This window comes from Streptomyces manipurensis (genome assembly GCF_049570255.1).
Classification (GTDB): Bacteria; Actinomycetota; Actinomycetes; order Streptomycetales; family Streptomycetaceae; genus Streptomyces; species Streptomyces manipurensis.
Window position 1 is genome coordinate 3,606,170 of record NZ_CP186950.1, and the last position, 24,079, is coordinate 3,630,248.

The window sequence follows — 24,079 nt, forward strand, 5'->3', positions numbered from 1 at the left end:
CGAGCCGTTCACCCCGTCGCTACCACCAGGGGAAGAAGTTGACCGCCACGTTGGTGGTGTCCTGGTCGACGGCCGTGAAGGCCGAACCGTTCACCTGCGCGGTGTTGTTCTGATTGGACGCCCCCGGGCCGGTGGCCACCTGCTGCGAGGTGGCGGAGTTGCCGAGGTTGTCGCCGCCCACGCCGCTGCCGATGACGCCGGCGACGGTCGCGTTCGATCCGTCGATTCGCGAAGGCGTCGTTGTCTGCCGACGCCACACCGCCGAAGAGCGCGACGGCCAGCGGGAGAGCGGAGACGGCGGCGATGACGCGGGCGGTACGGATGCTTGCCATGTCTTGTGGTCCTCCGGATAACGAAGTGGGAATCGGTCCAAGGCAGTTGGCCGACCACCTCGGTCGTGGTGACGACGTCGCGAGACCAGAGTTGCCCACCGAATCCCCGGCGAACCACCCCGGAGCCACCGTTTCCCCCGCAAGCATGACCAACACCGGATAAACCCGCTTCACACCTCCTGAGCCCCAGGTCAGCGCCCCCTGCACTGCTGAAACCCGGGTCGCACAAGAGGCGAAGCGTTCCTCCAGACCGGCCTGCCGCGGACATGCCTCAAAGGGCCGCGCCTGTCCGGGAACCCCACCGTCTCCCGGCCCTGCGGCCCTGCAACGCCAAGCTCCGCGCCCTGTGCGCGCCCCCCGGCGCACGCCGGGGTGATCCGTCCGTGCCCGCTCCGGGGGCACTGCGCGGGCGCGATCCACGGTCGCGATCGACCGGGCTCCAGCGCCTGCACCCTCTTCGCCGCTCTGCCGACGGTCCCACCCGGGGTCCGCCCTGCGCGCGACCTGCTGTCCTACTTGCGGTACCGGCCTGCTGTCCGACCTGCCGTACTGGCCGGCTGTCCGACGTCCCGTACCGGCCTGCCGTGCTTCGTCGTGCGCGGCGCACCGCCGCGAGCGGATCTCGCGTCCGCTCCTGCTCCCACTGCCGCCCTGATGCCTGCCGACGACGCGTACGTCCGCGGGTACGAGGCCGGGGAGCCGTCAGGTGTACCGGCGCTATGCGGCGAGGTCGAGCGACTCGCGGGTGGTGGCTGCACGACGCGCTGCGGCGGTCTGGTGCGGAATGCGTCCCGCACGGCCCGGTACGACGACGGCTCCACCGGCTGCACCCGTACCCGAAGCCGATCCGGCACCCATGGCCGCGGCGGTGGTCGAACGGCGCACGGAGGGGGTCTTGCCATGGGCCTCGGCCCGGATCCGCTGCTTGATGGTGGGCGGGAGGGCACCTCCCCGCATCATCGCCCGCCAGCTCCGCCGTGCCGCGACGGACGGCCGGGCGGCGGGGGCCGGGGCGGCGGCCGGGGCAGCGGGAGCGGCGGCGGTCGCGACGACCGGAGCCGTCTTGCGGCCGAGGCCGAGGACGGAGAGCAGGGCCACCAGAGCGGCCAGGACCGAGGTCCAGATCGACGTGAGAACGGTGCGCTGAGCCATGACGGTTCGCCTCGATTCGTGATGTTCGGACGGACGGATCTGAATACATTCGTCATGATGTGGGGGGCAACCGCACGGCGTTCATCACACGCGCCGATCTTCCGACAAACACCACTCGGACGGAGCAGAGCGGCTGTGCGGAGCCCCCTCCCGCCTTCTCTCCCGACGCCCTCCGAGGGCCCCGGAGCCCAGGCCCCGCAAGGGTTCTGGACCCGGCACGCCCCCTCCCGGCCCGCAAGCCGAAAAATCGCGGCGCGCCTCAGCCGAGCGGGGACGCGGCGATCAGGTCCCGGATCCGGCGCCGGATCTCGTCACGGATGGGGCGGACCGCCTCGACCCCCTGGCCCGCCGGGTCCTGGAGCGTCCAGTCCAGGTGGCGCTTGCCGCAGAAGTACGGGCAGGCGTCCCCGCAGCCCATGGTGACCACCACGTCGGAGGCCCGGACGGCGTCCACGGTCAGGACCTTCGGGCTCTCTGCGGAGATGTCGACGCCGACCTCGGCCATCGCCTCGCCCACGGCCGGGTTCACCCGGTCCGCCGGGGCCGACCCGGCGGACCGGACCTCGATCCGGTCGCCGGCCAGGTGGGACAGGAACGCGGCGCCCTCGGCACCGCCGGGTTCACGCAGATCGAGATCACGCCGACCCATGCCGTCGCCGACGGCATGCACGCGGCCGTCGTCCGCGCCACCAAGCCGCCGGCGTCCGCGTCCTGCTGCGGTGTCAGCGCCTGCTGCGGCGAGGGCGACCACACGACGAAGGGTGCCTCCCGGTAAGAGGCACCCTTCCGGTCGGCATACCGGCCGACACACTGCGGTGGGTGTGGGATTTGAACCCACGGTGACATCGCTGCCACGACGGTTTTCAAGACCGTTCCCTTAGGCCGCTCGGGCAACCCACCTGGCCGGTACAGAGTACCGGCCGGGCGGGGGTGGCGGGGCGACTGGGAGGTCAGGACACCTGGGCCTTGTCGTAGGCCGCCTTCGCCTCGTTGCCGAGGTACGGGCCGAACATGCGGTTCGGGAAGAAGACGTAGCCGAAACTGTTCACCGAGACCTGCATGCCCAGGCCGGTGGCCTCGTTGAAGTCCTGGAACCAGGGGCCGCCGCTGGAGCCGCCCGTCATGTTGCAGCCCAGGCCGTGGTCCTTGGTCAGGAGGAAGTCCTTCCCACTGTTCCCGCTGCAGTAGACCAGCTTCGAGCCGTCGTACGGGGCCGCCGCGGGGAAGCCGAAGGAGTACATCTTCTTGTTGTAGCCGCCGTTGAAGAGGACTCCCTGGGCGCCGACGGCCTGGCTGAGGGTCTGCCCGTTCAGCGGGGCGACCACGGCGAGGCCGACGTCGTGGTTCATGTCCTCGCTCGCGGCCCACTGGTCGGTGGCGAAGGTCTTGGTGGCCGACCACTGGCCGTAGGGCGCGGAACCGTTGTTGTAGGCGGGGACGAAGACCCAGTTCGTGTGCCATGCGCCCTGGTACTTCACGCAGTGGCCGGCCGTCATGACCGTGCTGCCGTTGGCGCTCGTGATCGAGTTGCCGGAGCAGGAGGCGGTCCGGCCGCCCATCGTGAAGAAGACCCGGCCCGAGGTCTTCACCACCGCACCGCCGCCCGTCCAGGCACCGCCGGCCTGCGGGAAAGCGGTGGGCGACGCGGCGGCGGTGGGGGCGACGGCGGTCGGCGCCGCCGTCGTGGCCACCGGGGTACGGGAGGCACCGGGGGCGGCGGTCACGTCGAGCGGGGTGGCGCTCCGCATCCGCTCCGCGGTCCAGAAGCCCTGGGTCTGCTGCTGCCGGAAGGACGCCGGGGCGTCCGCCGCGATCGAGGGGGTGGCCGCCGTGAGGGCACCCGCCACCAGGGCACCCGCCGAGAGCAGGACGGACAAGGCCGTGCGATGACGATTCACGCATGACTCCTTCTGCCGTGCCCGGACCGGACGGAGCCGGGCAGGGTGGGGGTGAAGAGCGGTCGGTGCGGATCGGCTGTGCAGGGTGCGTCGCGCGTCGTGCGTGGTGCGCTCGCCGGGGCAGAGTGGCACGGCCCTGCGTCAATGTCAGCGGGCAGTATGAACGTTCGGTCGGTTCCGGCCAGGAATTGGCCAACTCCCGGCCGTTGCCCGGTCATACGGTCAGCATCACGCCCGCGTAGGAGGCTCCGGCCACGACCACCCACGCACCGAGGCCCAGAACGGCCGCCCGGCCGCCGGTACGGGCCAGCGAGGGCAGGTGCACCGCGCTTCCCAGCCCGAAGAGGGCGGCGGCCAGCAGCGCCTCCTGCGCGGTGTGCGCCCACTCCAGCGCCACGTCCGGCAGCACCCCGGTGGCGCGCACCGCGGCAGCGGCCAGGAACCCGGCGACGAACAGCGGAACCGGTGCCGGCCGGCGGCCCGAGGCGGTACGCACCCCGCGCCGGCGGGCCCGTACCGAGAAGGCCACGGCGGCCACCAGCGGCGCGAGCAGGGCCACCCGCATCAGCTTGACCAGGACGGCCTCACCCAGGGCGACCGGGCCGGCGGTCTGGGCCGTGGCCACCACCTGGCCGACGTCATGGACTCCGGCCCCGACCCACCGCCCGAAAGCGAGGTCGGACAGGCCCAGGGGGCCCTGCAGGAGGGGGAGCACGGCAATGGCGAGGGTTCCGCAGAGGGTGACCAGGGCCACGGAAGCGGCCACGTCCTCCTCGTCGCTGCCCGACACCTCGCTCACCGCGCCGATCGCCGACGCTCCGCAGATCGAGTAGCCGGTCGCTATCAACAGCGGCTGGTCCCGGGGCAGTCCGAGACGGCGGCCCAGCCAGACCGTGCCGAAGAAGGTGGCCGCGACCACACCGACCACCATGGCCACCGTGGCCCACCCCAGCCGGAGGACCTGGTCCAGGCCCAGGCCGAGGCCCAGCAGGACGATGCCCACGCGCATCAGCCGTCGGCCGGCCAGGGAGAGGCCCGGGCGGGCGGCTCCGCGCACGAAGGCCCGGGAGCCCGGCAGGTGCGCCACCGCGATGCCCAGCACCACCGATGCCGTCAGCATCGGCGCCGCGGGTATCAGCTGGTGGATGCCCCACGCCGCCAGTGCGCCGCCCGCGGCCATCGCCAGCCCTGGCCAGGACGTCGGTGTTCCACGTGAAACATTCCGGACGGCGGTGCTCTGGGGGCGGTGGAGGAGCGCCATCAGTCGACGGGGAGCGTGTAGACGCGGCGGATGCTGGTGCCCAGCCGGGACACGTCGGCTCCGTACACGTGGATGGATATCGCGGTGCCGCGACAGGAGTTGCGCACCTTGTGGATGTCTCCGGGCGGGGCGAATCCGCAGACCTCGCCCTGCGCGTTGACCACGTCCTCGGTCGGCACCAGGCGCGCGGGGCCGATGCCGGGGCCTCCCGGGGCGAGCCGGAAGCGGCGCTCGCTCTCCTCGCCCTGGTGCACCCCGGCCACGCACCAGGAGACGTGGTCGTGGATGCAGGTCTCCTGGCCGGGGAGCCACACCAGCGCCACCACCGAGAAGCTCCCGTCGGACTCCGCGTGCAGCACGTGCTGCCGGTAGCGCTCTGGGTCGCCCTCCTGCTGCGCCGGGGTGAGGAGGTCCGGGGCGCCCAGGTGAGGCGCGAGGCGTTCGCCCACCAGATAGGCCGTGAGGTCGGGAGCGAGCCCCCGCTCCACTACCGTGCGGATCTCACTGACGAGGGCGGCCATCCTCGTGGTGGTGCGGGCCGGCGTGGTGGTGGTCATATCGGCAGCGTGCTGCCGTCTTCCCATCACGTCCAACGACAGTTGTGACCCGAAATCCCAAGCAGAGCTTATGGATTGATCAGCAGCCGACCCGGTTCGCCGCGGCCTGCCGCAACGCGTCGAGCACCACGGCCGTCGCGGGGATGCGCAGGTGGTCGCGGTAGACGTAGGCCGCTATGTGGCGCCGGGCGGCGGGCTGGAGGGCCCGCCCGCACACCTTGCTCAGCGAGAGGGAGGGCAGGACCAGCGCGGGCATCATCGCCACGCCCAACCCCTGAGCGACCAGGCTCTGGACCACCAGGTTGTCGTCCGTCGCGAAGCGGATGTCGGGAACGAAGCCCAGCTCGGCGCATTCGTGGAGCAGGTTCGCACGGCAGCGGGGGCAGCCCGCGATCCACCGCTCCTCGGCGAGATCGGCCAGGTGGACGGCGCGGCGGCGGGCGAGCGGGTGGCCGGTCGGAAGGAGCACCGTCAGCTGGTCCTCCAGCAGCCTGATCTCGGCGACCTCCTCCGGCACCTCCTCGTGCAGGCCGGGATAGGTGAAGGCCAGCGTGATGTCGCATTCACCGCGCTCCAGGCGGCGGAGCGACTCGGGGGGCTCCCCCTCCAGCAGCTCGACCTGTATGCCCGGGTGGTCCTTGGCCAGGCTGCTGAGGGCTTCCGGGACGAGCGTGACGTTGGCGCTGGGGAAGCCGCAGAGTCTGACCCGGCCGGTCCGCAGGCGCGCGTACGCCCTCAGCTGGGCCTCGGCGGCGGAGAGGTTGCCCAGGATGGTCTCCGCGTGCCGCGAGAGGGACTCACCCGCCTCGGTGAGCTGCATCTTGCGGCCCATGCGGGTGAACAGCGGGGTGCCGACGGCCCGTTCGAGCGCCTTCATCTGCTGGGTGATGGCGGGCTGGGTGTACCCGAGCACGCGGGCGGCCGCCGAGTACGACCCGGCGGCGACGACCGCGTGAAACGTGCGTATGTGCCGAGAATCGAACACGAGCGAAGCATAAGCGGACGTTGGAGGGGCCGTAGGCGTAATCCGCCTACGGCCCCTCGCCGTCGGGCCACCGCCGTGGCCTCCGGGCTACTTGTCGCCGACCCGCGAGCCGAGCGTGATGTCCACGGTGGTCGGCTTGCCCGCGCGCAGGTAGGTGAGCTTCACGGTGTCACCGGGCTTGTACGTCCAGATCAGGCTGATCAGCGTCGGGCCGCTGTCGACCGGCTTGCCGCCGAAGTCGGTGATGATGTCGCCCGGCTTGAGGCCGGCCTTGCCGGCGGGGCCGTTCGGGTCGACGAGCTCGTTGGCCGCGGCACCCTGCTCGGAGATCTTGGCGCCCTCCGTCTTGGCCTGGAGGTCCACGGAGACCGAGATCACCGGGTAGACCGGCTTGCCCGTCTTGATCAGCGACTCGGCCACGTTCTTGGCCTGGTTGATCGGAATGGCGAAGCCGAGGCCGATGGAGCCGGCCTGGCCGCCGCCGAAGCCGCCGTTGCCCGCCGACTGGATGGCGGAGTTGATGCCGATGACCGCGCCGCGGCCGTCGAGCAGCGGGCCGCCGGAGTTGCCGGGGTTGATCGAGGCGTCCGTCTGGAGCGCGCTCATGTACGAGTTCTTGCTGCCGGTGCCGTCGCCGGAGGCCACGGGCCGGTTCTTGGCACTGATGATGCCGGTGGTCACCGTGTTCGACAGGCCGAAGGGGGCGCCGATCGCGATGGTCGAGTCGCCGACGGCGACCTTGTCGGAATCGCCGAGCGCCAGCGGCTTGAGGCCGGCCGGAGGGTTCTTCAGCTTGAGGACGGCGACGTCGTAGCCCTGGGCCCGGCCGACCACCTCCGCGTCGTACTTCTTGCCGTCGGAGAAGATCGCGAAGAGCTTGCCGCCGTTCGCGGCGGAGGCGACGACGTGGTTGTTGGTCAGGATGTGGCCCTGCTGGTCGTAGACGAACCCGGTGCCGGTACCGCCCTCGCCGTCGCCGGCCGAGGCCTCGATGGTGACCACGCTGGGCAGGGCGCCCGCGGCCAGACCCGCGATGGAGCCCGCCTCGCGCTTGAGGTCCTTCGGGGTGTTGGTGGCACTGATGGTCGTGGACCCGCTGCCGTTGTTGCTGCGTTCGGCGGCCCAGTAGCCGACGCCGCCGCCGATGCCGCCGGCCAGCAGCGCGGCCACGAGCACGGCCGCGATCAGACCGCCCTTGCCCTTCGGCTTGGGGGCGTGATGGCCGTCGCCGGCCGGGGGAGCGCCCCAGACGGGGCCGGCGGGGCCGCCCGCGCCGTACGCGGGCATCGCGGGCGGCGGCGGGGGCCAGCCCTCGGCGCCGTGGGCGGCCGGGGCGGGCGCCGTCCCGTACCCGGGGGCGGGCGCGGCCGGGGGGATCGGCTGGGTGGGCTCGGTGCCGGGCGCCGGCGGGATCTGCTGGGTCACGGCCTCACCGGCGGCGGGCGCCGGAGCAGGCGCGGAGGCCGGGGCCACCGGGGCCGGAGCGGCGTCCTGTGGGGCGCCGGCCGGCTGGGGGGCGGGCGCGGCGGCCGCCGCCTGCGTCTCGGAGGCCGGAGCAGGGGGTACGGACGGGGCCGCGGGGGGCGTGGGGGCCGCGGTGCCCTCGTTCTCGGTGCTCACAGCTCTCTCTCCTCGTCACACACGCTGCAGAAAATCTGGCGATCGGTCCGGCAGAACGTTCGACGTGCCGTACAAGTTCCTGGGCAAAGCCTTTCCCATGCCCCGTCAGAGCACTGTAAGCCGGACCTGTGCATCTCTCCCCATTCTTTATATCCGACATTTCGGTTGCACCCGCAGGCCGGACCCCGACGCCGGAGGGCCCCTCGGTGGCACCATGACCCGGTGACCCACGCAATGCCGCGCACCATCCAGGTCGTCGCCCACCGCGGCGCTTCGGAGGACGCCCCCGAGCACACCCTGGCCGCCTACCGCAAGGCCATCGAGGACGGGGCCGACGCCCTCGAATGCGATGTCCGGCTCACGGCCGACGGCCATCTGGTCCTGGTCCACGACCGCCGGGTGAACCGCACCTCGAACGGACGCGGCGCCGTCTCCGCCCTGGAGCTGGCCGACCTCGCGGCCCTCGACTTCGGCTCCTGGAAGGACCGGGAGGAGTCGCCCGACTGGGACGCCGATCCCGAACGGACCTCCGTCCTGACCCTGGAGCGCCTGCTGGAGCTGGTCGCGGACACCGGCCGGCCGGTGCAGCTGGCGATCGAGACGAAGCACCCGACGCGCTGGGCCGGACAGGTGGAGGAGCGGCTGATCCGGCTCCTCAGGCGCTTCGGCCTGGACGCGCCGCCCGCGGAGGGTCCGCATCCGATCCGGGTCATGAGCTTCTCCGCACGCTCCCTGCACCGCGTGCGGGCGGCCACCCCGACGATCCCCACGGTGTTCCTGATGCAGTTCATCTCGCCACGGATGCGCGACGGGCGGCTGCCGGCCGGTGTGACGATCGCCGGCCCCGGGATGCGGATCGTGCGCAACCACCCCGGCTACATCCGCAAGCTCCAGGGGGCGGGCCACTCCGTTCACGTATGGACAGTGAACGATCCCGAAGATGTTCAGCTCTGCGCCGATCTGGGCGTGGAAGCAATCATCACGAACAGACCCCGACAGGTTCTGTCCCAACTCGGGCGCTGACATCCCCTTTTGCACACCCGCCCCCACCACCCCTTCCGTTACGGGGTGTGCCCCGGCGCATCCGCTCCGCATTCGTTCGGCGCGAATGCGTCAGAGCGGCCCGCTTCGTCGGTTTCCGGTCCAGGCCATTGGGGCATCCAGACCATGCGTGGGGCTAAGGAGGTTCCGGGGGTGGCGTTGGTGGTGGCACAAGAAGTGCCCACGTCGTCGTGCATGGACGTACGCCATGGTCCTGCGGGCGTGGGTGAGGCGAGGCACCGCATGCGTGAACAATTGCGCATCAGCGGAGTGGCCGAAACGGTCGTGGACGATGCCGTACTGATCCTTTCCGAACTGCTCAGCAACGCTTGTCGACACGGCAGGCCACTGGGCGCTCGGGAGGTCGGGGACGGGGAGATTCGCGCCGCATGGCGCATCGACGGAACCGGGCGGCTGACGGTCGAGGTCACGGACGGGGGCGGGCCCACGCGCCCTGTTCCTTCCACGCCCTCGGTCACCGCTCGCGGCGGCCGGGGGCTGAACATCATCAGCGCCCTCGCACAGGACTGGGGTGTCCGGGACGGAGCGGCGGGTGAGGTCACCGTGTGGGTGGTCGTCGCCTGCGGGCCCCGGCACGAGGACTTCGCTACGCGCGTTGCGCCCCCGGCGATCGACTTCAGCACGGCCTTCGACGATCTGAGGCCCGGACACCGGGACTTCTGATCGCACAGGAGGTCCACCACAGCACAGCAGTACCGGTCATCCGCACAGGCGGCCGTCCGGGAGCGCACGCCGACCGTGCTCCCGGCCGCACCCCACCGGTTCCGGCGGTACGAACGGCTAGGCTCGCGCCCAGACACGACGCCGTACCGCCGCAACCGGGAGACACGCACGATGGCCAAGAAGCGCCCCGCAGCCAAGTCTGCGAAGCCGCAGCTCAACAACGGTGAGATCCCCGTTGTCGGAGCCCGCGAGCCCTGCCCCTGCGGATCCGGGCGCCGCTACAAGGCCTGCCACGGCGCGGCCGCCTCGCACGCGGTGACCCAGCACGTCCAGCGCCCGTTCGAAGGCCTGCCGGGCGAGTGCGACTGGGTCGCGCTGCGCGAGCTGGTGCCCGCGGCCACCGTTCCGCTGACCCTCAAGGGCGGCCTGCCCGAGGGCGTCCCCTCCGTCACGCTGGTGACCGTACTGCCGATGGCCTGGCCGGCGCTGCGCCGTGAGGACGGCTCCGTCCTGCTCGGCCTGCAGAACGAGACGTCCACGGGCGACCTGGGCCGCGACATGGCCGACACCCTGGAGCGTGCGCTCGCGACGGAGCCGGGCAATCCGGTGGCCGCGCGCCGGGTGCCCGCCGAGGGTCCCCGACTTCAGGATCTTCTGGACGCCGACGGCGGTTTCGAGCCGGTTGTGCACACCGGCTTCGAATTCTGGATTCCGGAATCCGAGAACGGCCAGAACGCCTCGCCGGAGATCGCCGCCTCGCTGGAGCGCGCCAACGCGGCCGCGATCCCCACCGTCAAGCTGACCGGCGTCGACGCCGCCTACTGGTGCGAGACCCCGGACAAGAACCACCTGCGCTGGGTCATGCCGCACGCCGAGGAGAAACTGCTCGACGCCCTCGCGCGCCTGCACGCGGCCGGCACCTCCTCGCTCGGCGAGGGCACGAAGCTCGTCGGCTCCTTCCGCGCCCACGGCCTGATGGTCCCGGTCTGGGACCTGCCGACCGGGGTCACGGCCGCCGATGTCGAGAAGCCCGCCGCGGAGTTCGCGGAGCGGCTCGCCAAGGCCCTGGCCACGGACGCCCCGCTCACCACGGAGGAGCGCCGGGCCCGCGGCGGACTCACCAACCGCCAGGTCACGCTGAGCTGACCCGGGCGGGACGAGCGGACGCGCGGGACCGGTGACCGGAGTCACAACTCCCGCTAATCGTCTGCAAATCGGTGTCTGAATATCAGAGATCGAATTTGCGAACAGGCGATCTCTTGTTACCGTTCTTGTAGCCCGGTCGCTGGTGCATCCCCCGTCGCCAGCGACCGGGCCCTTCCATTTAGGCGGTGATCAACCGTCACCCGGTGCCGGTGAGTTGCTCCCGGACCGGAGGAGGAGCTTCCCTTCATCATCCGGAACTGCAAACTCCGCTACGGCCGAGTAACCCTCCGGATCCCCGACCGAGTCCTCCCTCGGCGTCTCGCACAGACCCGGCTCGTCTCCTTCACCGACCGCACACCGGATCTGCACCGTGCGACCGGCCGGACCCATCGTCGTCAGCACGACGTCGAGAGCGCGACCACTCGTGTTTCTGTAGTAACTCCGGCCCCACGTCCGGCCTTCGGAGACCAGCACACAGGTCTGCGCCTCCACCCCATACGGAGCGGACAGTTCCGGCCCGCAGCGGGAGTCCGTGCGCGGCTGCTCGGCCGGACCCGGCCGCTCGCGCCCGACCACCGACTCCGGACGCGCCGGCGGCTCCGCGGGAGAGGTCCGCGGCTCCGAAAGGCCGAGCGCCGAGAACAGGCCGCCGCCTTTTCCGTCGTCGAGGCCCGCAAAGTCCGGCCCGGCGATCGCTCCGGCGAGCGGGAGCGACAAGATGACCAGCACACCGGCGCCGATACCGATCAGGCGGAGATTCATTCGCCGAAGATAGCGACGCGGGAAAGGGGCGCGGAGATCCCCGCGCCCAATTCCCTTGCAATCCGGCCCCGCTGGCACCCGTACGAGTGATCCCGCGGCACCCCACGGGGCCGTACGCGTCCCGCGGTTCCCACGCCCGCGCGGGTCAGTACGCCAGCCGGCTGCCGCCGCCCGGTGCACCACTGCTCGCCTCGACCAGTGCGTGCACGACCGCCTCGACCTCGGGCAGCCACAGCGCCGGATCCTGTGCGCCCGGCTCCCGCTCCCAGCGGACCAGGCCGCCGCTGGACGCGGCGGACGGCGGCATCAGCAGGTAGCCGCCCTCGCCGTGGAAGCGCAGCGAGGAGGGCACGTGGTCCTTGGTGTAGAGCAGTTCGCCGAGCCGCTCCAGCGAGTACGGGGCGACCAGGAACGCCCACCTCGTGGGCGTGGCCACGACCGGCCCGAGCCTCAGGCCCTGCGCGTCCAGCCGTACGAGGGCCCGTGCGGCGGCGCCGGCCGGGAGGCTCACCGCGCACGGGGCCCGCCCTCCGGTGGCCATCAGGACGGGCGCCGTGGGGCGGTTGGTCCACCACCAGGCCACCATGCGGGGGTCGGTGGTGGCCGCGAGCAGACCGGGATCGAAGGGGTGTGCGCCGGGAACGACGCAGTCGGGGTCGGGGCAGGCGCAGCGCGTGCCGTCGGTCCCGGACCGGCCGACGCCGGGCAGGACGGGCCACTGCCACGTGGTGGCACAGGTGAGCGCCGCGTCGAGGAGGGCGGAGGGGGCGCTGTTCCGTTCGGGGGCGGGGCGCAGGGACTGAAAGCGATCGCGGAGCCGCTGGAGACGCCTTCCGAGGATCTCGCGCATGAGCGCTCGTTCCTTTCCGTTGAACGCCGAGGGCCACATCACACCATGTAACCGGTGACTCACTGCACGTACGGTTCCGGCGACAGGGGCCGCCAGAGGCAGGTTCACACGGTTCGTGCAGTTCTCTTACGGGTCCATCCAACGTCCGGCGGGGGCGGAGCGCGACCCCTCGCCGACTGCCGGGACCGGTCGCCGCCACCTAGGACGACCACCCAGGACCGGGTGGTTCCCGGTACGCCAACTGCCCCCGGTCAACACCGAGTACGTACCCGACCCCCCTGCGGAGCTCGTCCAGTCGACCTCAAAAACCTACTGCTTCCAGCTTTTTCCGGCCAAGTTCTAGCCTTGGCTCGACGGTGAGTTGCCGTCTCACGGACACCAGGATTCCCACCTGGGCAATGCTGGACATGCATCCACGTGTGCGTGTAGATGTGGATTCCTTGATGGCGGCGCAGCACGATCTGGGGGTTTGCGATGCTATTCGGCGAATCGCACCAGGTGGAAAGGCGGACGCCATGAGCGCGCCGCATCTGCCGAAAGTGGCTGGAATCGATCCGGCAGTCAACGCGTCGACGCACACTGCGACGCCCACGGCTGCCCGCACCACCCCCGCTCCGGCCGCTCCGGCCGCCCCGGGCAGCGTCATCCAGGACCGGCTGGCCGGCATGGTCTCGGACCTGACCACCCTCCACGAGCTCACCGAACGGCTCGCCCGGGCCTCGGACCTCGCCTCCTCCCTCCACGAGTTCCTGCGCGCCGGCGCCGCCCTCGTCGGCGCCCGCCGCGGCCTGGTCGTCCTGGAGCCCTCCGACGGGCTCGGCCCCACCACCACGATCGGCCTCGGCCTCGGGCACGCCGAACTCGGGCACATCGAAACGGTCCCCCGCAGCGCGACCTCCTACGGGCGGATCCTCGACGGGCTGCCCGACGCCCAGGGCGGCTCCGACTTCCTCCCCGAACCGGACGCGGATCCGGGCACCGGCGGCTTCGCCGCGCCCGTCGACCCCCGCCACCGCGAGGTCGCCGCCCGCCTCGGCTACGCCGCCAGCTACGCCCTCCCGCTGACCGCCGAGGCCCCCGGCCGGCTCGGCGCGGCCGTCTGGCTCTACGACGAGCAGGCCGAGCCGAGCGACCGCCAGCGCGACCTCGTGGGCCTGTACGTACGCCACGCCGCCGAGCACCTAGCCCGGATGCTGGAGGTGGAACGGTCCCGCGCGCACCTGGCCACCGTCGCCGAGGAACTGCTGCCCAGCCGGCTCCCCCGGATCCCCGGGGTGCAGCTGGCCGCCCGCCACCACGCCGGACCGCTCGGCGGCGGCGACTGGTACGACGCCCTGCCGCTGCCCGAGGGCGCCCTCGGGCTCGCCGTCGGATCGGTGACCGGATCGGGGCCGAGCGCCGTCGCTGCCATGGGCAGACTGCGCGCGTCGCTGCGCGCCTACGCCGTCATGGAGGGCGAGGACCCGGTGGCGGTCCTGTCCGACCTCGAACTGCTGCTGCGGCTGACCGAGCCCGCACGGTCGGCCACCGCTCTCTTCGCCTTCTGCGAGCCCGCAGGGGGGCCGCAGGCCGACGGCCGGGGCCACAAGATCGTCCTGGCCGGCGCCGGGCACACCCCGCCGCTGCTCGTCGGCGAACGCCGCACCGAGTACGTGGAGACCTCCCTCTCCGCACCCCTGGGCATGCTGTCCTGCTGGGAGGCACCCAGCATGGAGATCGAACCCGCGCCCGGAGAAACGGTGCTGCTCTACACCGACGGGCTGCTGCACCACACCGGCGACCCGATGGACCGGGCCTACGCCCGGCTGCACGCGGCGGCCGCGGGAGCCCCCCGCAGCGCCCGCGAGGACCCGGCGGCCCTCTGCGACCACATCCTGCGCACCGTGCTGCCCGAGGGGAAGCCCGGCGACGCCCCGGAGGACATCGTGCTGCTGGCGGCGCGGTTCGAATGATCCACCGGGCCGGCGGCTCGGGCCCGCTCCCACGATTCCGAACACCCTGCTCCGTACACGCATACGATGGATGCGGTCCCCACCCCGGTCCGTACCGTCGTAGCTGAGGAGAAGACGTGGCTGACGAGCTCACCCCGGAGACCCCGGAAGAAGAGCAGCCCAAGAAGACGCACAAGCAGCGGAAGAACGGTCTGTACCCGGGCGTCAGCGACGAACTCGCCGAGAACATGCGCACCGGCTGGGCCGACACCGAGCTGCACGGACTGGAGCCGATCGCCCAGGCCGCGCACACCGCCGCCCGCCGTGCCGCGCTCTCCGAGCGTTTCCCCGGCGAGCGCCTGGTCGTCCCCGCGGGCCGCCTGAAGACCCGCTCCAACGACACCGAGTACCCCTTCCGCGCCTCGACCGAGTACGCGTACCTCACCGGCGACCAGACCGAGAACGGCGTCCTGGTCCTGGAGCCCACGGGGGACACCGGCCACACCGCGACCATCTATCTCCTGCCGCGCTCCGACCGTGAGAACGGCGAGTTCTGGCTGTCCGGCCAGGGCGAGCTGTGGGTGGGCCGCCGCCACTCGCTCGCCGAGGCCGAGCAGCTCCTGGGCCTGCCCGCCCAGGACGTCCGCGAGCTCGCCGCGGCCCTGACGGAGGCCGAGGGCCCCGTCCGCGCCGTGCGCGGCCACGACGCGCTGATCGAGTCCGCCCTCACCGACAAGGTGACCAAGGAGCGGGACGAGGAGCTGCGCGTCTACCTCTCCGAGGCGCGCGCGGTGAAGGACGAGTTCGAGATCGGCGAGCTACAGAAGGCCGTCGACTCCACCGTCCGCGGTTTCGAGGACGTGGTGAAGGTCCTCGACAAGGCCGAGGCCACCTCCGAGCGCTACATCGAGGGCACCTTCTTCCTGCGCGCCCGGGTCGAGGGCAACGACATCGGCTACGGCTCCATCTGCGCGGCCGGCGCCCACGCCTGCACCCTGCACTGGGTGCGCAACGACGGGGATGTCCGCTCCGGAGACCTGCTGCTGCTCGACGCCGGTGTGGAGACCCACTCCCTCTACACCGCCGACGTCACGCGCACGCTGCCGATCAGCGGCACGTACACCGACATCCAGCGCAAGATCTACGACGCCGTCTACGCGTCGCAGGAGGCCGGCATCGCCGCGGTGAAGCCGGGCGCCAAGTTCCGCGACTTCCACGACGCCTCCCAGCACGTGCTGGCCGAGAAGCTCGTCGAGTGGGGCCTGCTGGAGGGCCCGGTCGAACGTGTCCTGGAGCTGGGCCTGCAGCGCCGCTGGACCCTGCACGGCACCGGTCACATGCTCGGCATGGACGTCCACGACTGCGCCGCCGCGCGCACCGAGGCGTACGTCGAGGGGACCCTGGAGCCGGGCATGTGCCTGACCGTCGAGCCGGGGCTGTACTTCCAGGCCGACGACCTGACCGTGCCCGAGGAGTACCGCGGCATCGGCGTCCGGATCGAGGACGACATCCTCGTCACGGAGGACGGCAACCGGAACCTGTCGGCGGGGCTGCCCCGCCGCTCGACCGAGGTCGAGGCCTGGATGGCGCAGCTCAAGGGCTGACGCCCGCGGCGCCACGTGCGGATGGGCGGGATCCCCGGAGGGGTCCTGCCCATCGGCATTTCACGCCACCTCCTACGACACCTTCAACAGGGCGTCGTCGCGCCACTTCAGCACCTTGTCGAAGGTCACCACGGCTCCCCGGCCCGGCCGGTTGCGGAAGCGGACGTGGTCGGCGAGCTCCGCGATCATGTGCAGGCCCCGGCCGTGTTCGGCCAGGGAGGGTCTGCGGCGGGCCACCGTCGCGGGCGGGAAGCCCGGCCCCGAGTCGGTCACCTCGATGCGGCAGCAGTCCCCGTCCAGGTAGGCCGTGACGTGGTACGCCTCGGTCTCCTCCGGGACCCCGCCGCCCCCTCCGTGCTCCACCGCGTTCGCGCAGGCCTCGGTCAGCGCCACCGAGAGATCGAAGGAGATGTCCGGGTCCACCCCCGCGGTCTCCATCGTCCCCAGCAGCAACCGCCTGGCGAGCGACACGCTCGCGGCCTCGCGCCTCAAGTGGAGAGACCACCAGATGCTCATACCGATACCTATTGCCGTCCGCGAGCGACCGTAAGCGCGCTGCAACCGTCCGGAATGGCATTCCGTCCTTTCGGCGGACGCGGCCCGCGCGGAGCGCGGTGTAGACGTGGCCCTCCCCGCTCCGGCCGGACCGTCTTCGCAGAGTGGACTCATACGGATCTTCCGGACCTGCCGTATGGGCCGCATCAACGCAGTGCGATGATGACCCGGCCATGTCTGACCCCCACGCGACGCACGCCGGAGCCGGCCTCCGGCTGATCCGGGCCGCGGTGTTCACCGCGGTCTGCGTCGTGCTGTCCGGAGCCGGGCACGCCCTCGCTTCCTGCGCCACCGTGCCGTGGTGGTCCCTGTGCGTCGGCTTCCTGGCGGTCTTCGCCGTCGCGGCACCGCTCGCCGGACGCCGCCGGACCCTGCCCGGCCTGGCCGCCGCGCTCACCGCCGGTCAGCTCTCGCTGCACGCGCTGTTCGGCCTCGGCCAGCACAGCGACGCGGCCGCCCAGGCACCCTCGGGATCCGCCGACGGCTCGCTCGCGGATCTGGCCGCCCGGCTGGTGTGCGGGGGCAACTCCGTACCGCTGAGCCCGGCCGACGCCCGCCGCGTACTGGAGGCCGCCGGGCTGGATCCGGCAGCGCTGGCCCAGCAGGCGGCACAGGCCGGTCAGGCGGCGGCACCGGGCCACGGCACGCACGCCCACGCAGCCGGGGCCGCGCTCGCCCTGCCCGAGACCGGCCTCTTCAGCCCCGGGATGCTCGCCGGCCACCTGCTGGCCGCGCTCGCCGCGGGCTGGCTCCTGGGGCGCGGCGACGCCGCTCTCTTCCGCCTGGTCGAACTGTCCCGGCTGTCCGCAGCAGAGGCCACCGCCGTACGTCCGCTGCGCGCCGCGCTGGCCTTCGTACGCGCCCTCCGCGCCGGGCTCGGCACGCTCGTCCGGATCCCGCGGCCGGACCGCCGGACCGCGCACGACCCCGCCGCCCCCACGGGCCGGGAAGCACTCCAGCACACGGTGATCCGCCGCGGGCCGCCTGCGGCGCTCGCCCTCGCAGCCTGACGCGGCACCCCTCCCCGGGACACACCCGGAGCGGCCGGTGCCGCGAACTCCGCGCGCGCCCGTGCGCGGAGCCACCGTCACCCCTGCCTCCGTGGAGTCTCCCGCCATGAAGACCTCTCGTGTCTCCTTCGCCGCCGCCCTCGCCGCCGGCTCCGTCCTCGTCCTGTCGGGCACCGCGTTCGCGCACGTCGGCGTCCAGCCCGGCGAAGCCGCCAAGGGCGGCTACGCGACGATCAACTTCAAGGTCCCCAACGAGCGCGACAACGCGTCGACGACCCAGCTGGAGGTCAACTTCCCGACCGACCAGCCGCTCACCTCGGTCATGCCGCAGGACGTCCCCGGCTGGACCGTGACGGTCGAGAAGAGCAAGCTCGACAAGCCGCTCACCGTGCACGGCAAGCAGATCAACGAGGCCGTCACCAAGGTCACCTGGACCGGCGGCAAGATCGAGCCCGGCAAGTTCCAGCAGTTCCCGCTCTCCGTGGGCAAGCTGCCCGAGAACGCCGACCAGATGGTCTTCAAGTCCATCCAGACGTACGACAACGGCGAGGTCGTCCGCTGGATCGAGGAGCCCGTCGCAGGCACCGCCGAGCCGCAGAACCCGGCCCCCGTGCTGAAGCTGACCGCTCCGCAGGGCGACGACCACCACGGCGCCGCCAAGACCGACGAGGCGAAGAACACCGACAAGGGCGCCGAGCACGGACACGACCAGGCCGCCTCCGGCGGCTCCGACACCACCGCCCGGGCGCTCGGCATCGCCGGCATCGTCGTCGGCCTCGGCGGTGTCGCCTTCGGCATCGCCTCGCGCCGCCGCTCCGCCTGACGCACCACCGCCGACGCGCCGCGCGCCCGCGCGCGGCCGTGTCGCATTCCGCACATCCCCGATCCCAGGGACATCCCTCCATGCGCACCACACGTGTGACGGTCGCCGCGCTCCTCGCCGCGGCCGTACTCACCCTCACCGCCTGCGGCACCGAGCCCGCCAAGGACAGCGGGGTAACCCAGATCTCGGGTGGCCAGGACAAGACCCGGGCCGCGACCGTTCTGGACCGCCCCTTCCACAAGCCGGAACTCGTCCTGACGGACACCACCGGCAAGCCGTGGAACCTGCGTGAGCAGACCAAGGGCAAGCCGACGCTCGTCTACTTCGGCTACACCAACTGCCCCGACGTGTGCCCCCTGACGATGAGCAACATCGCCGTCGCCAAGAAGGCGCTCCCGGCAGCCGACCGGGACAACCTCCAGGTCGTCTTCGTCACCACGGACCCCGAACGGGACACTCCCGAATCCCTCGGCTCGTGGCTCAAGGCCCAGGACCCGGCCTTCGTGGGTCTCACCGGGGACTTCGCCACGATCCAGGCCGCGGCCCGCTCGCTGGGCATCGGCATCGACCCCGCGAAGAAGGAGGCGGACGGCAGCGTCGTCTCCATGCACGGCGCGCAGGTCATCGCGTTCTCGCCCAAGACCGACGAGGGCTACGTCCTCTACGGCGAGGGCACGACCGTCGACGACTACACCAAGGACCTGCCGAAGCTCGTCAAGGGGGAGAACCCGTGAACACCCGCACCACCCGTACCCTCGCCGCCGCCTTCTCCCTGACGGCAGCGCTCGCCATATCCGGCTGCTCCGGCGACAGCGAGCCCACGATGAGCGTCAGCGGCGCCTTCATGCCGCAGCCGGTCAGCGACAAGATGGCCGGCGGGTTCATGGTCATCAAGAACGGCTCCGGAGCTGCCGACAAGCTCACCGGTGCCACGTCCCCGCTCTCCGACGATCTCCAGATCCACGAGACCAAGGACCAGAAGATGCAGCAGGTCCCGGCGATGGACGTGCCGGCCAACGGCGAGCTCCGGCTCGAGCGCGGCGGCAACCACATCATGTTCATGGGCCTCAAGAACACGCCGAAGGTCGGTGACAAGGTCACCGTCGAGCTCCGGTTCAAGAAGGCCGGCCCGGTCAAGGTCGAGCTGGACGTGAAGGAACGCACGTACAACGCGCAGACCCCGACATCCACGGCTGGCAACGGCCACTGACGGACCGAGGAACCGACACGCCATGACGGCCACCGCCCCCGCCCCTTCCGCGGCCCGCGTCCACGCCACGGCATTCCTGCCGCGGCTCGCGCTGGTCCTCGCAGCCCTGCTGGCAACCCTGTTCGCCACGGCCGCTCCGGCCACGGCACACGCCGCACTCACCGCGAGCGACCCCTCGGACGGGGCGGTGGTCGCCACGGCGCCCGCCCAGGTCACGCTCTCCTTCTCGGAGCAGGTGGCCATGGGTGACGACTCGATCCGCGTCCTCGACCCGCAGGGCAGGCGGGTGGACACCGGCGAACTGCGCGACATGTGCAGCGGGAGCACCATCCGCTACGGCACCGCCCTGCACGCCGGTCTGCCCGACGGGACGTACACCGTCGCCTGGCAGGCGGTCTCGGCCGACAGCCACCCGATCTCCGGTGCGTTCACCTTCTCCATCGGCGCTCCCTCGGCCACCGACGTCACCCTGCCGAACGCCCAGGCGGGAGGCGGGCCCGTGGGCATCGCGTACGGGATCGCCCGCTACGCCGCCTACGCCGGGTTCACCGTCCTGGTGGGCGGTGCCGCCTTCATCCTGCTGTGCTGGCGCCGGGGGGCGGCCGAACGCCCGCTCCAGAAGCTGGTCGTGCGCGCCTGGGTGACCCTGACCACCGCCACCCTCGTGATGCTGGTGCTCCGCGCGCCCTACACCGGGTCCGGCCGGTTCGGCGACATGTTCGACCTGGACGGGCTCAGGGCGGTCCTGGAGACCAAGACGGGCGCCTCCCTGGTCTCCCGGCTGCTCCTGCTGGGTGCTGCCGCGCTCTTCGTCGCCGTGCTCTTCGGCGTGTACGCCCGCCGGGTGCAGGAGTCGCCGGAGGACGCGGGCACCTCGGACGGCACGGACCACGGAGAGACGGAGCGGCCGGAGGAGAGCGGGGCTCCAAAGGGGAGCAGCGAGACCAGCGACCTCACCTTCGGCCTGGTCATCGGCGGCGCCGTCGTGTCCGGTGGCATCGCAGCCACCTGGGCCCTGTCCGAGCACGCGTCGACCGGTATCCAGCCGGGCATCGCCATGCCGGCGGACATCCTGCACCTGATGGCCGTCGCCACCTGGCTGGGTGGACTCACTGCCCTGCTCGTCGCCCTCCACAAGGTGCCTTCGATCGAGCGCTCGGCCGTCCGGAAGTTCTCCACGGCCGCCTTCGTGAGCGTCGTGGTCCTCGCGATCACCGGCGTCTACCAGGCCTGGCGCCAGGTCGGGACCTGGTCTGCACTCACCGGGACCGCGTACGGGCGCCTGCTCCTGCTGAAGATCGCGCTCGTCGCGGTCCTGCTCGGTATCGCCTACCTGTCCCGGCGGTGGACCGCACGGCTGGCCGAGGCGGGCGACGTTTCACGTGAAACAGAGGGCGGCTCCTCCGAGCTCTCGGATGTTTCACGTGAAACGGAGGCCGTCACCGTCCCCGAGGACCCCCAGCGCGCCGCGCAGCTCGCGCGCCAGCGCGCAGCACGCGAGAGCGCCCGGGAGAAGCGGGTCCGTGATGCGGACCCCGGTCGCGCCGGTCTGCGCCGCTCCGTCCTCGCGGAGACCGCCGTCGCCGTCGTCCTGCTGGTCGTGACCACGGTGCTCACGAGCACGGAGCCCGGGCGCACGGTGGAGAAGGAGGCGGGACAGGCGGGCTCCACGGCGGTTCCGGCGCGCGCGGTCAAGATCACACTGCCGTTCGACACCAAGGGGCCGAACGGCCAGGGTTCCGTCCGGCTCGAACTCGACCCGGGCAGGGTCGGGGCGAACACCCTGCACCTGTGGGCCGAGACGGCCGACGGCGGCCCCTTCGCCCTCCCGGAGATCAAGGTGGCCTTCACCCTCCCGACCAAGGACATCGGCCCGCTGCCGGTGCTCCCCGACCCGGCCGGGCCCGGCCACTGGACGGCCTCGGGCGTCCAGCTCCCGCTCGCCGGGGAATGGCGCATCGACGTGACCGTCCGCACCTCCGACATCGACCAGACCACCGTCCAGAAGAACGTGAAGATCGGCTGACCAGCGTGACCGAGAGCAACCCCGACATCGAGATCTCCCGCCGCAGGCTGCTGGGCACCGTCGGCGCGGCGGGCGCCACCGGGCTCGCCCTCGGCGGCGCGGCCGGCGCGCTCACGCAGTCCGCGTTCACCGGGTCCGGCAGCGGCTCGGCCTCCGGCGCGGCCGGCAGCCTGACCTCCCTCGGCGCCACCCGGGTCGCCTTCGACGGGAGCCACCAGGCGGGGATCACCACACCGCTCCAGGCGAAGGGCCATCTGGTCGCCTTCGACCTGGCCGCGGGGGCGGGCCGGACCGAGGCGGCGGCGCTCATGCGGCGCTGGTCCGACACCGCCCGGCGGCTGATGGCCGGGGAGACCGCCCCGCACGCCGACAGCGGCATCGCCCTCGACGCCGGCCCCTCCTCCCTCACGGTCACCTTCGGCTTCGGGCACTCCTTCTTCGAACGCACCGGCCTCACGGCCCGCCGTCCGGCGGCCCTCGACCCGCTTCCCGACTTCTCCTCCGACCGGCTCGACGCCCAGCGCAGCAGCGGCGACCTGTGGGTCCAGATCGGTGCGAACGACGGGCTCGTCGCGTTCCACGCTCTGCGCGCCCTGCAGAAGGACGCGGGCGAGGCCGCGCGGATCCGCTGGCAGATGAACGGCTTCAACCGGTCTCCCGGCGCCACCAGCACGCCGATGACCGCCCGCAATCTGATGGGGCAGGTCGACGGGACGGGCAATCCGAAGCCCTCGGAGCCGGACTTCGACCGGCGGATCTTCGTGCCCGACGCGGGTCCCGGGCCGGCGGAGCACTCCTGGATGGGCGGGGGCTCGTACGCCGTCGTGCGGCGGATCCGGATGCTCCTCGACGACTGGGACAAGCAGTCCACGGCCCAGCAGGAGCAGGTGATCGGACGGACCAAGGCCGACGGCGCCCCGCTGACCGGCGGCAGCGAGACCACCGAGATGGATCTCGACAAGCTCGGCGCCGACGGCAAGCCGGTCATCGCGTCCAATGCCCATGCCCGGATCTCCGCCCCCGAGCAGAACGGCGGGGCGGCCATGCTGCGGCGTCCCTTCTCCTTCCACGACGGCATGGGGACCGACGGCGCACCCGACGCCGGGCTCCTCTTCGTCTGCTGGCAGGCCGACCCGCTGCGCGGCTTCGTGCCCGTGCAGCGCAAGCTCGACCGCGGCGACGCGCTCTCCGCGTTCATCCGGCACGAGTCCAGCGGCCTGTACGCGGTACCGCCCGGACCGCGCAGCGGCGAGTACGTGGGGCAGCGGCTGCTCGAAGGGTGAACAGGAACCCGGGGGGCAGGTCCCCGGCATTAGGCTGATCGCATGTCAGCCACCCGCTTCACGTATCTCGGGCCCGAGGGCACGTTCACCGAGGCCGCCCTGCGCACGCTGCCGGAAGCCGCGACCCGCGAGCTCGTCCCGATGGTGTCCGTCCCGGCAGCCCTGGACGCCGTGCGGTGCGGGGAGGCCGCGGCGGCGCTGGTCCCGATCGAGAACTCCGTGGAGGGCGGGGTCACCGCCACCCTCGACGAGCTGGCCTCGGGCGAACCGCTGATGATCTACCGCGAGGTGCTGCTGCCCATCGCGTTCGCCCTGCTGGTCCGTCCCGGGACCGCCCTGTCGGACGTCAAGACCGTCACCGGGCACCCGGTCGCCCAGCCCCAGGTCCGCAACTGGCTGCGGGCGAACCTGCCCGACGCGGTCTGGGAGTCCGCCGCCTCGAACGCCGACGGCGCCCGGCTGGTCCAGGAGGGCCGCTTCGACGCGGCCTTCGCGGGAGAGTTCGCGGCCGCCACCTACGGGCTGGTCCCGCTGGTGACGGAGATCCACGACGCGGAGAACGCCGAGACCAGGTTCGTGCTGGTCGGACGGCCGGCCCGGCCGGCGGCGCCCACCGGGGCGGACAAGACCTCCGTCGTCCTGTGGCTGGGCGACGACCACCCCGGCGCGCTGCTGGAGCTCCTCCAGGAGTTCGCGGTCCGCGGGGTGAACCTGATGCTGATCCAGTCCCGCCCCACCGGCCAGGGCATCGGCAACTACTGCTTCGCAGTCGACGCCGAGGGCCACATCTCGGACCGGCGGGTCAGCGAGGCCCTGATGGGCCTCAAGCGCACCTGTCCCCAGGTCCGCTTCCTCGGCTCCTACCCGCGCGCGGGTGTCGCGCAGAGTGACGTGGGGGCTCCGCGGGCCGGCACCTCCGACGGCGATTTCACGGCGGCCTCCGACTGGCTGGCGCGCTGCCTCGACGGCCGGGCGTAGCGGACCGACTTGTCCACAGAGTTATCCACAGGGCGAGAAAGGGGCCTGGGGACAAGTCGACAGAGTGGCCCGGCAAGGTCGACAAATCGGTCGCGCGGCCCAGGTTTCGCGCTGGCAAGCGGTGGGTGAACGCTGTCACCCCCGCATCGCCCGACAACTCTTTGGAGCGAGCCATACCCACCCGAATGAGCGTGTGAGGGTGGTTTGAACCCTGATTCGCCCCGGCCTTCCACCGATCAGGAATGATCTATTCCTGTATCCACAGATGCGCCGCACAGCCTGTGGATAAGCTGGGGACGAAGACAATTCCTGTGGACAAGAAGCCCCTCAAGCCCTGCTCAGGGCGGGCCCCGGCCGTCGGCATTGTGCCC

Annotated in this window: 21 protein-coding genes, 1 tRNA gene and 2 pseudogenes; 12 read left to right on the top strand and 12 right to left on the bottom strand. The window is 71.9% G+C overall.

Translation table 11 applies throughout. From position 1 onward, the window contains the following. Positions 1 to 19 precede the first annotated feature (19 nt). The 9 genes and pseudogenes from ACPU2J_RS16635 to ACPU2J_RS16675 form a co-directional block, all read right to left on the bottom strand. Positions 20 to 332: pseudogene (locus ACPU2J_RS16635) on the bottom strand (hypothetical protein). A 717-nt stretch (positions 333 to 1,049) separates the two neighbouring features. Beyond that, positions 1,050 to 1,484: a DUF6344 domain-containing protein gene (locus ACPU2J_RS16640; protein ID WP_420080284.1), complete on the bottom strand. Its 435-nt coding sequence runs from the start codon at positions 1,482 to 1,484 to the stop codon at positions 1,050 to 1,052. A gap of 259 nt (positions 1,485 to 1,743) precedes the next feature. Continuing rightward, a complete protein-coding gene (locus ACPU2J_RS16645) occupies positions 1,744 to 2,133 on the bottom strand; it encodes a phosphotyrosine protein phosphatase (RefSeq protein ID WP_423834975.1) in 390 nt (129 codons plus the stop codon). A gap of 164 nt (positions 2,134 to 2,297) precedes the next feature. Next, positions 2,298 to 2,384 (bottom strand) — tRNA-Ser (locus tag ACPU2J_RS16650). 50 nt (positions 2,385 to 2,434) lie between these two features. Beyond that, on the bottom strand, positions 2,435 to 3,382 hold the full coding sequence (locus ACPU2J_RS16655; protein ID WP_399311530.1) for a trypsin-like serine peptidase: 948 nt from the start codon (positions 3,380 to 3,382) through the stop codon (positions 2,435 to 2,437). Positions 3,383 to 3,596: 214 nt separating this feature from the next. Next, positions 3,597 to 4,643, bottom strand: a complete 1,047-nt coding sequence (locus ACPU2J_RS16660; protein ID WP_420080283.1) for a YeiH family protein — start codon at positions 4,641 to 4,643, stop codon at positions 3,597 to 3,599. Then, on the bottom strand, positions 4,643 to 5,200 hold the full coding sequence (locus tag ACPU2J_RS16665; RefSeq protein ID WP_361590044.1) for a cysteine dioxygenase family protein: 558 nt from the start codon (positions 5,198 to 5,200) through the stop codon (positions 4,643 to 4,645). The genes ACPU2J_RS16660 and ACPU2J_RS16665 overlap by 1 nt, the downstream gene beginning before the upstream one ends. A gap of 79 nt (positions 5,201 to 5,279) precedes the next feature. Further along, complete coding sequence (locus ACPU2J_RS16670) at positions 5,280 to 6,185, bottom strand: LysR family transcriptional regulator (RefSeq protein WP_420080282.1); 906 nt, start codon at positions 6,183 to 6,185, stop codon at positions 5,280 to 5,282. Between the two features lie 87 nt (positions 6,186 to 6,272). Further along, complete coding sequence (locus ACPU2J_RS16675; RefSeq protein ID WP_423833530.1) at positions 6,273 to 7,805, bottom strand: S1C family serine protease; 1,533 nt, start codon at positions 7,803 to 7,805, stop codon at positions 6,273 to 6,275. A gap of 234 nt (positions 7,806 to 8,039) precedes the next feature. Here ACPU2J_RS16675 and ACPU2J_RS16680 point away from each other — a divergent pair, with 234 nt between their 5' ends. The 3 genes and pseudogenes from ACPU2J_RS16680 to ACPU2J_RS16690 all read left to right on the top strand — a co-directional run bounded on the left by ACPU2J_RS16680 (position 8,040) and on the right by ACPU2J_RS16690 (position 10,676). Further along, a complete protein-coding gene (locus ACPU2J_RS16680) occupies positions 8,040 to 8,828 on the top strand; it encodes a glycerophosphodiester phosphodiesterase (protein ID WP_420082400.1) in 789 nt (262 codons plus the stop codon). An 85-nt stretch (positions 8,829 to 8,913) separates the two neighbouring features. After that, positions 8,914 to 9,530 (top strand): annotated as a pseudogene (locus ACPU2J_RS16685) (ATP-binding protein). A gap of 171 nt (positions 9,531 to 9,701) precedes the next feature. Then, positions 9,702 to 10,676: a DUF5926 family protein gene (locus ACPU2J_RS16690; protein WP_423833531.1), complete on the top strand. Its 975-nt coding sequence runs from the start codon at positions 9,702 to 9,704 to the stop codon at positions 10,674 to 10,676. Positions 10,677 to 10,865: 189 nt separating this feature from the next. Here the strand turns inward: ACPU2J_RS16690 and ACPU2J_RS16695 are convergent, their stop codons facing one another. Together ACPU2J_RS16695 and ACPU2J_RS16700 are read right to left on the bottom strand one after the other, a co-directional pair. Then, positions 10,866 to 11,438 (bottom strand): hypothetical protein, encoded by a 573-nt coding sequence (locus tag ACPU2J_RS16695; protein WP_423833533.1) that lies wholly within the window; start codon positions 11,436 to 11,438, stop codon positions 10,866 to 10,868. Positions 11,439 to 11,583: 145 nt separating this feature from the next. After that, positions 11,584 to 12,288 (bottom strand): bifunctional DNA primase/polymerase, encoded by a 705-nt coding sequence (locus ACPU2J_RS16700; protein WP_365076653.1) that lies wholly within the window; start codon positions 12,286 to 12,288, stop codon positions 11,584 to 11,586. Positions 12,289 to 12,686: 398 nt separating this feature from the next. On the opposite strand from ACPU2J_RS16700, the gene ACPU2J_RS16705 reads away from it, so the two are divergent. Together ACPU2J_RS16705 and ACPU2J_RS16710 are read left to right on the top strand one after the other, a co-directional pair. Further along, on the top strand, positions 12,687 to 14,240 hold the full coding sequence (locus tag ACPU2J_RS16705; protein ID WP_365496605.1) for a PP2C family protein-serine/threonine phosphatase: 1,554 nt from the start codon (positions 12,687 to 12,689) through the stop codon (positions 14,238 to 14,240). A gap of 116 nt (positions 14,241 to 14,356) precedes the next feature. After that, complete coding sequence (locus ACPU2J_RS16710) at positions 14,357 to 15,823, top strand: aminopeptidase P family protein (protein ID WP_365133461.1); 1,467 nt, start codon at positions 14,357 to 14,359, stop codon at positions 15,821 to 15,823. A 72-nt stretch (positions 15,824 to 15,895) separates the two neighbouring features. Here ACPU2J_RS16710 and ACPU2J_RS16715 read toward each other — a convergent pair whose 3' ends face one another. Continuing rightward, positions 15,896 to 16,339, bottom strand: coding sequence for an ATP-binding protein (locus ACPU2J_RS16715; RefSeq protein WP_420080279.1), 444 nt, complete (start codon positions 16,337 to 16,339; stop codon positions 15,896 to 15,898). A gap of 212 nt (positions 16,340 to 16,551) precedes the next feature. On the opposite strand from ACPU2J_RS16715, the gene ACPU2J_RS16720 reads away from it, so the two are divergent. From ACPU2J_RS16720 to pheA, 7 genes are all read left to right on the top strand, one after another. Next, positions 16,552 to 17,388, top strand: a complete 837-nt coding sequence (locus tag ACPU2J_RS16720) for a hypothetical protein (protein ID WP_423833534.1) — start codon at positions 16,552 to 16,554, stop codon at positions 17,386 to 17,388. Positions 17,389 to 17,494: 106 nt separating this feature from the next. Further along, complete coding sequence (locus tag ACPU2J_RS16725; RefSeq protein WP_420080277.1) at positions 17,495 to 18,211, top strand: YcnI family protein; 717 nt, start codon at positions 17,495 to 17,497, stop codon at positions 18,209 to 18,211. Between the two features lie 80 nt (positions 18,212 to 18,291). Continuing rightward, positions 18,292 to 18,945, top strand: a complete 654-nt coding sequence (locus ACPU2J_RS16730; protein ID WP_423833535.1) for an SCO family protein — start codon at positions 18,292 to 18,294, stop codon at positions 18,943 to 18,945. Further along, positions 18,942 to 19,421, top strand: coding sequence for a copper chaperone PCu(A)C (locus ACPU2J_RS16735; RefSeq protein ID WP_420080275.1), 480 nt, complete (start codon positions 18,942 to 18,944; stop codon positions 19,419 to 19,421). Before ACPU2J_RS16730 ends, ACPU2J_RS16735 begins: the two co-directional genes overlap by 4 nt. Positions 19,422 to 19,443: 22 nt before the next feature. After that, positions 19,444 to 21,447 (top strand): copper resistance CopC/CopD family protein, encoded by a 2,004-nt coding sequence (locus tag ACPU2J_RS16740; protein WP_423833536.1) that lies wholly within the window; start codon positions 19,444 to 19,446, stop codon positions 21,445 to 21,447. Then, positions 21,444 to 22,730, top strand: a complete 1,287-nt coding sequence (efeB, locus tag ACPU2J_RS16745) for an iron uptake transporter deferrochelatase/peroxidase subunit (protein WP_423834976.1) — start codon at positions 21,444 to 21,446, stop codon at positions 22,728 to 22,730. Before ACPU2J_RS16740 ends, efeB begins: the two co-directional genes overlap by 4 nt. A gap of 42 nt (positions 22,731 to 22,772) precedes the next feature. Further along, the gene (pheA, locus tag ACPU2J_RS16750) at positions 22,773 to 23,708 is read left to right on the top strand and encodes a prephenate dehydratase (protein WP_361590003.1); all 936 of its coding nucleotides are present in this window, start codon (positions 22,773 to 22,775) and stop codon (positions 23,706 to 23,708) included. Positions 23,709 to 24,079 lie beyond the last annotated feature (371 nt).